10 protein-coding genes and 2 pseudogenes are annotated in these 12276 nt (G+C 70.3%); 10 read left to right on the top strand and 2 right to left on the bottom strand.

Annotation, left to right across the window (positions count from 1 at the left end):
• Positions 1-101, bottom strand: a pseudogene (locus ACKOB8_RS01135) (DUF937 domain-containing protein); the annotation flags it as partial.
• Between ACKOB8_RS01135 and ACKOB8_RS01140 the strand changes: the two are divergent.
• The 10 genes and pseudogenes from ACKOB8_RS01140 to proB all read left to right on the top strand — a co-directional run.
• Positions 94-393 (top strand): annotated as a pseudogene (locus ACKOB8_RS01140) (DUF937 domain-containing protein); the annotation flags it as partial. The pseudogenes ACKOB8_RS01135 and ACKOB8_RS01140 overlap by 8 nt on opposite strands.
• Positions 394-456: 63 nt before the next feature.
• Positions 457-3123 (top strand): valine--tRNA ligase, encoded by a 2667-nt coding sequence (locus ACKOB8_RS01145; RefSeq protein WP_526374772.1) that lies wholly within the window; start codon positions 457-459, stop codon positions 3121-3123.
• Positions 3120-4514, top strand: coding sequence for a bifunctional tetrahydrofolate synthase/dihydrofolate synthase (folC, locus tag ACKOB8_RS01150; RefSeq protein ID WP_526374774.1), 1395 nt, complete (start codon positions 3120-3122; stop codon positions 4512-4514). The genes ACKOB8_RS01145 and folC overlap by 4 nt, the downstream gene beginning before the upstream one ends.
• Positions 4511-4909, top strand: a complete 399-nt coding sequence (locus tag ACKOB8_RS01155; protein ID WP_526374776.1) for a DUF4233 domain-containing protein — start codon at positions 4511-4513, stop codon at positions 4907-4909. The genes folC and ACKOB8_RS01155 overlap by 4 nt, the downstream gene beginning before the upstream one ends.
• A gap of 17 nt (positions 4910-4926) precedes the next feature.
• Entirely contained in the window at positions 4927-5337 is a 411-nt protein-coding gene (gene ndk, locus ACKOB8_RS01160; RefSeq protein WP_526374778.1) for a nucleoside-diphosphate kinase, read from the top strand.
• 255 nt (positions 5338-5592) lie between these two features.
• Positions 5593-8286 carry an Rne/Rng family ribonuclease gene (locus ACKOB8_RS01165; protein WP_526374780.1) on the top strand — a complete coding sequence of 898 codons (2694 nt, stop codon included), beginning with the start codon at positions 5593-5595 and terminating at the stop codon, positions 8284-8286.
• 121 nt (positions 8287-8407) lie between these two features.
• Positions 8408-8743 (top strand): 50S ribosomal protein L21, encoded by a 336-nt coding sequence (gene rplU / locus ACKOB8_RS01170; RefSeq protein ID WP_526374782.1) that lies wholly within the window; start codon positions 8408-8410, stop codon positions 8741-8743.
• Positions 8744-8764: 21 nt separating this feature from the next.
• Positions 8765-9028 carry a 50S ribosomal protein L27 gene (rpmA, locus tag ACKOB8_RS01175; protein WP_526374784.1) on the top strand — a complete coding sequence of 88 codons (264 nt, stop codon included), beginning with the start codon at positions 8765-8767 and terminating at the stop codon, positions 9026-9028.
• Positions 9029-9040: 12 nt separating this feature from the next.
• Entirely contained in the window at positions 9041-10489 is a 1449-nt protein-coding gene (obgE, locus tag ACKOB8_RS01180) for a GTPase ObgE (RefSeq protein WP_526374786.1), read from the top strand.
• A complete protein-coding gene (gene proB / locus ACKOB8_RS01185) occupies positions 10486-11586 on the top strand; it encodes a glutamate 5-kinase (RefSeq protein ID WP_526374788.1) in 1101 nt (366 codons plus the stop codon). The genes obgE and proB overlap by 4 nt, the downstream gene beginning before the upstream one ends.
• Here proB and ACKOB8_RS01190 read toward each other — a convergent pair.
• Positions 11583-12248, bottom strand: coding sequence for a hypothetical protein (locus ACKOB8_RS01190; RefSeq protein WP_526374790.1), 666 nt, complete (start codon positions 12246-12248; stop codon positions 11583-11585). The two genes, proB and ACKOB8_RS01190, sit on opposite strands and share 4 nt — an antisense overlap.
• Between the last annotated feature and the right edge of the window lie 28 nt (positions 12249-12276).

Consider the following 12276-nt stretch of genomic DNA (forward strand, 5'->3'; position numbering starts at 1 on the left):
CCGGCGGCGCTGCGCTGGGAGAACTGCTTGCCGACGTAGGCCAGCACGATCGGGGCGAGCATAGGCAGCAGCCGCTTGATCAGGTCACCGCCCGGCGCGCCGGGGGGGGGCCGGATCAAGCGGCGGCTGCCTATGCTAGCCCCCATCGTGCTGGCCGTCCGCGGGAAGCAGTTCTACCCCCGCAGCGCCGCCCGCGCGGACGCGCAGGCCCAGGCGCAGGCCGCCCCGGGCGGCGGCATCGGCGACGTGCTCGGCAGCCTCCTCGGTGGCGGCGGTGGCGGGGCCGCGGCGGGTCACAACCCGCTGGGCAGCATCCTGGGCAGCGTGCTCGGCGGCGGCCAGGGCGGCGCGCTGGGCAACATCCTCGGCGGTCTCCTGCGCGGCGGACGCTGATCCGCGCCGGCGGGGCGCAGGTCCGGTCGAGCGCCCGCACAAGGGCGTTCCTAGAATTAATCGGTGCCTGACGACAGCCCCGCCGTTGCCGATCCCGACGACCTGCCCAAGGCCTGGGATCCGGGTGCGGTAGAGGCGGGCCTGTACCAGGGCTGGGTCGATGCCGGCTACTTCACCGCGGACGCCGCCGGCGCGAAGCCGCCCTACTCGATCGTGCTGCCGCCGCCGAACGTCACCGGCAGCCTGCACATGGGCCACGCGCTGGACCACACCCTCATGGACGCGCTCACCCGACGCAAGCGCATGCAGGGCTACGAGGTGCTGTGGCTGCCCGGGATGGACCACGCCGGAATCGCCACCCAGAGTCTGGTGGAGAAGCAGCTCGCCGCCGAGGGCGTGCACAAGGAGGACCTCGGCCGCGAGCGGTTCGTCGAGAAGGTCTGGGAGTGGAAGCACGAATCCGGCGGGACCATCGGCGCCCAGATGCGCCGGCTCGGTGACGGGGTGGACTGGAGCCGCGACCGTTTCACCATGGACGAGGGCCTTTCCCGGGCCGTGCGAACCATCTTCAAGCGGCTCTTCGACGCCGGGCTGATCTACCGCGCCGAGCGACTGGTGAACTGGTCGCCGGTGCTGCAGACCGCGATCTCGGATCTGGAAGTCAAGTACGAAGAGGTCGAAGGCGAACTGGTGTCGTTCCGCTACGGATCGATGGACGACTCGCAGCCGCATATCGTTGTCGCCACGACCCGTATCGAGACCATGCTCGGCGACACCGCCATCGCAGTGCACCCCGATGACGACCGCTACCGCCATCTGGTCGGCAGCGCCCTGGCGCACCCCTTCGTGGACCGCGACATCGTCATCGTCGCCGACTCCCACGTCGATCCCGAATTCGGCACCGGCGCAGTGAAAGTCACGCCCGCCCACGATCCCAACGACTTCGAGATCGGGATGCGCCACAACCTCGCGATGCCCTCGATCATGGATGAGAGCGGCCGCATCGCCGGCACCGGAACACGATTCGACGGACTGGACCGCTTCGAAGCCCGCTACGCGGTCCGTCAGGCCCTGGCCGATGAAGGCCGCGTCGTCGCCGAGAAGCGCCCGTATCTGCACAGCGTGGGACATTCCGAGCGCAGCGGCGAGCCGATCGAACCGCGACTGAGCCTGCAGTGGTGGGTGAACGTGTCCTCGATGGCCACAGCGGCCGGCGACGCGGTGCGCGGCGGGGACATCGTGATCCATCCCAAAAGCCTCGAGCCGCGTTGGTTCGACTGGGTCGACGACATGCATGACTGGTGCATCTCACGCCAGCTGTGGTGGGGTCACCGCATCCCGATCTGGCACGGCCCCGACGGACAGATGGTGTGCGTGGGTCCCGGCGAGACCCCGCCGGAAGGCTGGGAGCAGGACCCCGACGTCCTGGACACCTGGTTCTCCTCGGCGCTGTGGCCGTTCTCCACCATGGGTTGGCCCGACCGCACCGCCGAGCTGGAGAAGTTCTATCCGACCAGCGTTCTGGTCACCGGCTACGACATCCTCTTCTTCTGGGTCGCGCGGATGGTCATGTTCGGAACTTTCGTCTCCGGCGACGAGGCGATCACCGCGGGCGGCGCCCGGGGACCTCAGGTGCCGTTCGAGAACGTCTTCCTGCACGGCCTGATCCGTGACGAGCACGGCCGCAAGATGAGCAAGTCGCGTGGCAACGGCATCGACCCGCTGGACTGGGTGGAATTGTTCGGCGCCGACGCGCTGCGGTTCACCCTCGCCCGTGGGGCAAGCCCCGGGGGCGATCTGTCGATCGGTGAGGACCACGCGCGCGCATCGCGGAACTTCGCGACGAAGTTGTTCAACGCCACCCGGTTCGCGCTGCTGAACGGAGCCGCCCCGGGCCCGCTGCCGCCCCCGGGGGAGCAAAGCGACGCCGACCGCTGGATCCTGGGCCGGCTCGAAGAGGTCCGCGCGGAGGTCGACTCGGCACTGGACGCCTACGAGTTCAGCCGGGCCTGCGAGGCGCTCTACCACTTCGCCTGGGACGAGTTCTGCGACTGGTACGTCGAACTCGCCAAAGTCCAACTGGCACAGGGCGTCACGCACACCACCGCCGTGCTCGCCGCCGTGCTCGACACCCTGCTCAAGCTGCTGCACCCGGTGATGCCGTTTGTCACCGAGGTGTTGTGGAAGTCGCTGACCGCGGGAGAGTCGCTGGTGATCGCCGACTGGCCGCAGCCCTCCGGCGTTGCGCTGGAACCCGCGGATGCCTCTGCGGCCCGGCGCGTCGCGGATCTGCAGAAGCTGGTGACCGAGGTGCGCCGATTCCGCAGCGACCAGGGCCTGGCCGACCGGCAGAAGGTGCCGGCCCGGTTGGCCGGGCTGCAGCAGGCCGGACTCGACGCCACGGTGCCCGCGCTGCAGTCGCTGGCCTGGCTGACCGACCCGGGCGCTGAGTTCAACCCGACTGCCCGGCTGGAGGTGCGGTTGTCCAGCGGAGCGGTCGACGTCGAGCTCGACACCTCCGGCACCGTCGACGTGGCGGCCGAGCGGCGCCGACTGGAGAAGGATCTGGCGGCCGCGCAGAAGGAATTGACCGGCACCACAGCCAAACTCGACAGCGAAGCCTTTCTGGCCAAGGCGCCCGGCGACGTCGTCGACAAGATTCGCGACCGGCAGAAGCTGGCCCGCGAGGATGTCGAGCGCCTCACCGCACGCCTGGCCCGGCTGGCATGAGCGAGCCGACGCTCGACGAGATCGCCTCGTTGCTGCAGGTCGAGCACATGCTCGATCAACGCTGGCCGGAAACCAAGCTCGAGCCCAGCACCACGCGCATCCAGGCTCTGATGGAACTGCTGGGATCGCCCCAGCACACCTATCCCTGCATCCACATCGCCGGAACCAACGGCAAGACGTCGGTGGCCCGGATGGTGGACGCACTGTTGACCGCGTTCGGTCAGCGCACCGGGCGCACCACCAGCCCGCACCTGCAGTCGGTGGTCGAGCGCATCGCCATCGACAACCAGCCGATCAGCCCGGCCCGCTACGTGCAGACCTACCGGGAGATCGAACCGTTCGTGCAACTCGTCGACGCGCAGTCGGTGGCCGAGGGCGGCCCGGCGATGAGCAAGTTCGAGGTACTCACCGGGATGGCGTTCGCGGCCTTCGCGGACGCGCCGATCGACATCGCCGTCGTCGAGACCGGCATGGGTGGTTCCTGGGACGCCACCAGCGTGGTGGACGCCACCGTTGTGGTGATCACGCCGATCAGCATGGATCACGCCGAGTACCTCGGCGCGACCGTCGGTGAGATCGCGGCGGAGAAGGCCGGCATCATCGGCGGTCCGCGCGGCGAGCCGCCCATCGACACCGTCGCCGTCATCGGCCGTCAGCCGCCGGATGCGATGGCGGTGCTGCTCGGCCACGCCGTCCGGGTCGCCGCGGTGGTCGCCCGGGAGGACTCCGAGTTCGCGGTGTTGGGCCGCGAGGTGGCCGTCGGCGGACAGCTGCTGCATCTTCAGGGGCTCGGCGGGGAGTACCGCGACGTTTTCCTGCCGCTGCACGGCGAACACCAGGCCCACAACGCCGTGCTCGCGCTGGCCGCGGTGGAGGCGTTCTTCGGTGCCGGCGCGCAGCGCCAGCTCGACCCCGAGACGGTGCGCGCGGGATTCGCCGCCGCCTCCAGCCCGGGCCGGCTCGAGCGAATGCGCAGTGCGCCGTCGGTGTTCATCGACGCCGCCCACAACCCGGGCGCAGCGGCCGCGCTGGCCGCGGCGTTGACGTCGGAGTTCGATTTCCGTTACCTGGTGGGTGTGGTCAGCGTGATGGGCGACAAGGACGCCACCGGCATTCTGGCCGCGCTCGAGCCGGTCCTCGACGCGGTAGTGGTCACCGACAACGGCTCGCCGCGAGCGCTGGACGTCGACTCGCTGGCGCGCTACGCCGAGGAGGTTTTCGTCGTCGGCCACCGGGTGGCCCGGGCGCCCACGCTGGCCGACGCGATCGAGACCGCCACGGCGATGGTCGAGGAGGAGTGCGAGGGGTACTCCGGGGCCGGGATCGTGATCACCGGCTCGGTGGTGACCGCCGGAGCTGCGCGCACGTTGTTCGGCAAGGATCCGCAGTGAGCGTTCAGGACGGGGTGCAGCCCCCCAGCGATCCCTGGAAGAGCTTTCGCGGGGTGGCCGCGGGAACGTTGATCCTCGAGATCGTGGCCGTCCTGCTGGCCCTGCCGGTGGTCGGGTCGGTCGGCGGCGGCCTGACCGCGGGATCGACGACCTACCTGGTGGGCTTCGCGCTGCTGCTCGGCGTGCTGGCGGGAATGCAGGGACGGCCGTGGGCGATCTGGGCTGACCTGGCCGTCCAGCTGATTCTCGTGGCCGGGTTCTTTCTTTACCCCGCGATCGGTGTCATCGGGCTGATCTTCCTGCTGGTGTGGGCGATGATCGCCTACCTGCGCGCCGAAGTGCTGCGCCGGCAGCGGTTCGGGCTGTTGCCCGGCCAGGAGCCGCCGCCCCAGTGACGGGTACGCTGACCGCCGTGACCGAGCGCACTCTGGTGCTGATCAAGCCCGACGGCGTGCAGCGCCGGGCCATCGGCGACATCATCGGCAGGATCGAGCGCAAGGGGCTGACCATCGCGGCTCTCGAGCTCAGGCACGTCAGCGAGGACCTGGCCCGCGCCCACTACGCCGAGCACGACGGCAAGCCGTTCTTCGGCTCCCTGCTGGATTTCATCACCTCCGGACCGGTGGTGGCCGCGATCGTCGAGGGCCCCCGGGCCGTCGCCGCGTTCCGCCAGCTGGCGGGCGGCACCGACCCGGTCGAGAAGGCCACGCCCGGCACCATCCGCGGCGATCTCGGTCTGGAGACCCAGTCCAACCTGGTCCACGGGTCGGACTCGCCGGAATCCGCCAGACGCGAGATCGCGCTCTGGTTCCCGTCCGCCTGACGACGGGCCCGTCGAGCGGCCGGAGGGTGTGACCCGGCCAGGCATGTGGGATACTGGGGCGGTCGCCCGGCAACGGGGGGCCGGAATGAGACTTCAAGGCGTGCGCGACCACCGCTTTTGTTCGCGGTGCGGCGCGGACCGTCCAGCAGCCGTCGTTCAGTCAAACGTCAGCAAGAGCCCGGGCCTGTGCCCGGGCAACGGAAGCCCTCGCGCGGCCGCGTCGAAGTGACGCGCCCGGGGGCTTGAGGAGAGTATGTGAATCAGAATGACAGCAATCAGGACCTGCCCGCGGCCGAGGAGCTGCCAGAGCGCCTGAGGGTGCACTCACTGGCGCGACTGCTGGGTACCACCAGCAAGCGGGTCCTCGACGTCCTGGCTCAGTTCGACGAGCGCCCCCGCAGCGCCCAGTCCAGCGTCGAGCAGGCCGACGCCATCAGGGTGCGCGAAGCACTGGCGGCCGAGGTCCCGGGGCAACCGGCTGAGGCCCCCCGTGAACCGGCGCTCGAACCGGTGACGGAACCGGCGGCCGACGCGGAGCCGTCGGCGGCCTACATGCCGCTGTTCGTCGCGCCGCAAGCCGCCCCGGCCCGGGTCCGCGCCGAACGTCCTGAGGTCGGGGATGCCCGCCGCGGAGCCGCCGATGGCGGTGATGGCGATGATGACGAGGACGCCGACGCCGCCCATGACGACGCCACCGATGACGGTGACGCCGATGACCGCCCCGCCGGCCGCCGGCGTCGGCGCGGTCGACGCGGGCGCGGGCGCGGCAGGGGAGAGCAGGGTGGTTCGGACGACGACGCCGAGGGCGTCGCGACCGAGGACGACGACGAGGACGACGACGACGAGTCCGCGCCGGGCGAGGGGTCGACTCGGCGGCGCCGGCGGCGCAGACGCCGCAAGGGCGGCGGCGGTGAGGACTCCGAGAACTCGGGCTCCGACGACCCGCCGAACACGGTTGTGCACGAGCGTGCCCCCCGGCAGAAATCCGCCCGCAACAACGAAATCCAGGGCATCAGCGGCTCGACACGGCTGGAGGCCAAGCGGCAGCGCCGGCGGGACGGCCACGACGCCGGGCGCCGTCGGCCCCCGATCCTGTCCGAGGCCGAATTCCTCGCCCGCCGTGAGGCGGTGAACCGCCTGATGGTGGTTCGCGACAAAGTCCGCACCGAGGCGCCGCACGTCGGCGCCCGCTACACCCAGATCGCGGTGCTCGAGGACGGGATCGTCGTCGAGCACTTCGTGACCTCGGCTGACTCGGCGTCGCTGGTCGGCAACGTCTATCTGGGCATCGTGCAGAACGTACTGCCCTCCATGGAGGCCGCCTTCGTCGACATCGGCCGCGGCCGCAACGGGGTGCTCTACGCCGGCGAGGTCGATTGGGAGGCCGCCGGACTCGGTGGTTCCAACCGCCGCATCGAACAGGCCCTCAAGCCCGGTGACCGGGTCGTCGTGCAGGTCAGCAAGGATCCGATCGGCCACAAGGGCGCCCGGCTGACCACCCAGGTCTCCCTCGCCGGCCGCTACCTCGTCTACGTACCCGGCGCCTCGTCGACCGGCATCAGCCGCAAGCTGCCCGACACCGAACGGCAACGGCTGAAGGAAATCCTGCGTGATGTGGTGCCCTCCGACGCCGGTGTGATCATCCGCACCGCCTCCGAAGGCGTGAAGGCGGAGGACATTCGTGCTGACGTCGAGCGTCTCCAGCAGCGCTGGACTGAGATCGCCGAGCAGGCCGAGGCGGCCAAAGCCAAGGCCTCCGGCGTCGCGGTCACGCTCTACGAGGAGCCCGACGTTCTGGTCAAGGTGATCCGCGACCTGTTCAACGAGGACTTCTCCAACCTCATCGTCTCCGGCGATCAGGCCTGGGAGACCATCAACTCCTACGTCGAGTCTGTCGCACCCGAGCTTGTCGCCAAGCTGACGAAATACGATCCTCCCGGTGGGTCCGACGGGCCCGATGTCTTCGCGGTTCACCGCATCGACGAGCAACTGGCCAAGGCGATGGATCGCAAGGTGTGGCTTCCCTCGGGCGGGACGCTGGTGATCGACCGCACCGAGGCGATGACCGTCGTCGATGTGAACACCGGCAAGTTCACCGGCTCGGGCGGCAACCTGGAGCAGACGGTCACCAAGAACAATCTGGAGGCGGCCGAGGAGATCGTCCGCCAGCTTCGGCTGCGCGACATCGGCGGCATGGTGGTCATCGACTTCATCGACATGGTGCTGGAGTCCAACCGTGATCTGGTGTTGCGCAGGCTCACCGAGGCACTCGCCCGGGACCGCACCCGCCACCAGGTTTCCGAGGTGACCTCGCTGGGCCTGGTCCAGCTGACCCGCAAGCGGTTGGGGATCGGACTGATCGAGGCGTTCTCGACCACCTGCCCGGAGTGCGCCGGCCGCGGAGTGCTGATGCACGCCGACCCTGTCGACACCACCGCGGCGGCCGGGCGCAAGTCTGACAACGGGGGCCGCCGGGGCCGGCGCGGGCGCAAGTCCAAGGGCGCCGAGGCCGCCGAGGAGACCAAAGACGCCGCCGTCGCCCGGGTGCCGGCGCATGCCGCCGGGGAGCACCCGATGTTCAAGGCGATGGCCGCCGCGGCGAAGCCCGGGGAGTCCGGCGAGGTCGCCGAGGAGGTCGAACCGGAGGAACTCGCGCAGGCAGTCCCGGATGCGGAGTTGGAAGCCGTGGAACTCGACGAGGTCGACGAAGACGCGATCGAGGAGGATGACGACCTCGACCTGGACGACGAGGACGACGACGAGGACGACGAGGACGACGAGGACGACGAGGACGAGGACGACGAGGACGACGAGGAGGACGACGAGGACGACGAGGACGACGAGGAGGACGACCCGACCTCCGAGATCAGCGTGCGGGCGCCGGTCGCCCGGCAGCGCCGCCGGTCAGCGGCCCGGCCCGCCGGACCGCCCGAAACCGGCGCGGTTTGACCCCTCCGGTGCTGGTCACGTACCCTTAGGGGGCTGCCGCGAGGCTCCGCCGGCGGCAGCAGAACCCTAGACCAGCTCACGCGCCCGGGTGGCGCGTGTCCGTGACACTAACGAGGAACCGATGGCAGCCGACAACTCCGCCGCTGCAACGACCTATGCGATCGTCAAGACCGGCGGCAAGCAGTACAAAGTGGCCGTCGGTGACGTCCTGAAAGTCGAGAAGATCGACTCCGAGCCCGGCGCGACGGTGTCGCTGCCCGTCGCCCTGGTCGTCGCCGGTGCCAAGGTCACCACGGCTGCCGGCGATCTGGCCAAGGTGTCGGTGACCGGGGAGGTCCTCGAACACACCAAGGGCCCCAAAATCCGCATCCACAAGTTCAAGAACAAGACCGGCTACCACAAGCGCCAGGGTCACCGTCAGCAGCTGACCGTGCTCAAGGTCACCGGAATCAAGTAGCGACAGGGAGCGACAGAGAACATGGCACACAAGAAGGGCGCTTCCAGTTCCCGGAACGGCCGTGAGTCCAACGCCCAGCGACTCGGCGTCAAGCGGTTCGGCGGAGAGACCGTCAAAGCGGGCGAGATCATCGTCCGCCAGCGCGGCACGCACTTCCATCCCGGCGCGAACGTCGGCCGCGGCGGCGACGACACCCTGTTCGCCACCGCGCCCGGTGCGGTCCAGTTCGGGCTCAAGCGCGGCCGCAAGACCGTCAACGTCGTGCGCGTGGCCCGCCCGGAGTAGCCCTCTTCCCCGATGGCCCGCTTCGTTGACCGTGTGGTGATTCACACCCGCGCGGGCAACGGCGGCAACGGCTGCGCGTCGGTGCACCGCGAGAAGTTCAAGCCACTCGGCGGTCCCGACGGCGGTAATGGGGGGCGTGGCGGCAGCGTCATCCTGGTGGTCGATCCCCAGGTCCACACCCTGCTCGACTTCCACTTCCACCCCCACGTGCTGGCCCCGTCCGGCAAGCAGGGCATGGGCGCCAACCGCGACGGCGCGGCCGGCGGTGACCTCGAGGTCAAGGTTCCCGACGGCACCGTCGTCCTCGACGAGCACGGCCGGATGCTTGCCGACCTGGTCGGGGCGGGCACACGTTTCGTCGCGGCCGAGGGCGGGCGAGGCGGACTCGGCAACGCCGCGTTGGCGTCGAGGGCCCGCAAGGCACCCGGCTTCGCGCTGCTCGGCGAGAAGGGCCAAGCCCGCGACCTCACCCTGGAACTCAAGACCGTCGCCGACGTCGGGCTGATCGGGTTCCCCTCGGCAGGCAAGTCCGCCCTGGTCTCAAGCATCTCCGCGGCGAAGCCCAAGATCGCCGACTACCCGTTCACCACACTGGTGCCCAACCTGGGCGTGGTGAGCGCCGGCGAGCACACCTTCACCGTCGCCGACGTCCCCGGGCTCATTCCGGGCGCCGCGCAGGGACGCGGGCTGGGTCTGGACTTCCTGCGTCACATCGAGCGCTGCGCGGTCCTGGTGCACGTCGTCGACTGCGCCACCATCGAACCCGGCCGCGACCCGATCTCCGACATCGACGCGCTGGAGACCGAACTGGCGGCGTATCGGCCCACCCTGCAGGGCGACTCGGCCCTCGGCGACCTCGCCGAGCGCCCGCGCGCGGTGGTGCTCAACAAGATCGACGTGCCCGACGCCCGCGAGCTGGCCGAGTTCGTGCGGCCAGAGATCGAGAAGCGCGGCTGGCCGGTGTTCGAGGTGTCGACGGTCTCCCGGGAAGGCCTGCGCGAGTTGTCCTTCGCGCTGTGGGACATGGTGGCCGGGTATCGATCGGCGCAGCCGCCGGTGGTCGCCCGCCGCCCGGTGATCCGGCCGCTGCCGGTCGACGCCAGCGGCTTCAGCGTCACCGCCGACCCGGCCCACCCCGGCGGGTTCGTGGTGCGCGGAACCCGTCCGGAACGCTGGATCGCCCAGACCGACTTCGACAACGACGAGGCGGTCGGTTACCTCGGCGACCGGCTGGCCCGCCTCGGGGTGGAAGACGAGCTGCTGCGATTGGGCGCCGAACCGGGCTGCGCGGTCACCATCGGCGAGATGACGTTCGACTGGGAACCGCAGACGCCCGCCGGTGTCGACGTCATCCCCAGCGGCCGGGGAACGGACGCGCGGGTGGAGCGCAACGAGCGGGTCGGGGCTGCCGAGCGCAAACAGGCCCGCCGGCGACGCCGCGAAGGCGGTGCGGACGAGTGAGCGCGCACCGCGAGACAATCCGCGCCGCGCGCAGCATCGTCGTCAAGATCGGCACCACCGCCCTGACCGATGCGTCGGGATTGTTCGACACGGGCCGGCTGGCGGTGCTGGCCGAGGCCATCGAGACGCGGATGAAAGCCGGCTCTGAGGTGGTGATCGTGTCCTCCGGGGCCATCGCGGCCGGCATCGAACCGCTCGGACTCACCCGGCGGCCCGTCGACCTGGCCACCAAGCAGGCCGCCGCGAGCGTCGGTCAGGTCGCACTGGTCAACGCCTGGAGTGCGGCGTTCGCCCGCTCGCACCGCGCCGTCGGGCAGGTGTTGCTGACCGCGCACGACATCTCCCAGCGCGTGCAGCACACCAACGCCCAGCGCACCCTGGACCGGCTGCGCGCCCTGCACGCCGTGGCGATCGTCAACGAGAACGACACCGTGGCCACCAACGAGATCCGCTTCGGCGACAACGACCGGCTCTCGGCACTGGTCGCCCACCTCGTCGGCGCCGACGCCCTGATCCTGCTGTCCGACATCGACGGCCTCTACGACTCGGATCCGCGCAAAGGAGACGCCCGCTTCATCCCCGAGGTCGCCGGACCCGCCGACCTCGACGGCGTGGTGGCCGGGCGGGGCAGTCGGCTGGGCACCGGCGGGATGGCCTCGAAACTGTCCTCGGCGCTGCTGGCCGCCGACGCCGGGGTTCCGGTGCTGCTGGCCGCCGCCGGCGACATCGAAGCCGCGCTCACCGACGCCTCGGTGGGCACGGTGTTCGCGCCCAACCCCGAGCGGATGTCGGCGCGCAAGTTCTGGGTGCGCTACGCGGCGGAGGTCGCCGGGTCGCTGACCCTCGACGCCGGTGCGGTCCGTGCTGTCGTCAAACGGCGCCGCTCGCTGCTGCCGGCCGGGATCACAGCGCTCTCGGGCCGCTTCTCCAGCGGCGACGTGGTCGAGTTACACGGACCGGACGGCGTGGTCGTCGCCCGCGGAGTGGTTGCCTACGACACCGCCGAGCTGGCCACCATGATCGGCCGCTCCACCTCGGATCTGCCCGCGGATTTCCGCCGGCCGGTCGTGCACGCCGACGACCTGGTTTCGGCCTAGCGGCTCAGAAGTCTGCGGATCGCGGAGCGGATCGCCGTAGCGCGCTGCACGGCGACTTCCAGAGCGTCGTCGTCGGCGTGGCGGATCGGGATACCCTTCGCGGCCGCCGTTTCGGCGACGCAGTCGCTGACCGCGGGGTCGGCGAGCACCAGGGCGGCCGGCACGCCCGGTGTCATCCGGTGGCTGCGGATCACGCCTTTCGACACCACCTCGGCCGGTATGCACACGGTGAACACACCGCGGTCCAGGCGCGGGTTCGCTGCCATCGCCATTGCCGTGAGCGCGGTGTGGGTCAGACCGCGCAACACCCGGTCGCGACCCGGGAACCACCAGATCGGCAGCCGGTCGACCTGCTTGGTGACCGCGTCGGTGAGCAGGTGGCCCACCAGGCGGTGGTTCTTGATCTCGGTCACCCGGTCCCAGGCCACCTGGTCGCCGTCGTACTCGATACCGCCCGGGCTGACCACCACCGAACCGAACTGATTGAGCTGCCTCACCAGGTGGCGGACCGGCCCGGGGAGTTTCGGCACGCTCGCGGCCACCTCGCCGACTCCTACCCCCCATCGCCGGGTCGCCGGCCCGGGGTCGGGGCGGAACGGCGTGATCGCGGCGTTGCCTACGCCGACCGCCAGCGCGGTGGCTACGGAACCGAGGGAGGTCATACCGCGACGATGTTTCAGCCCACCCCGG

It is taken from the genome of Mycobacterium sp. (assembly GCF_046091765.1).
Classification (GTDB): Bacteria; Actinomycetota; Actinomycetes; order Mycobacteriales; family Mycobacteriaceae; genus Mycobacterium.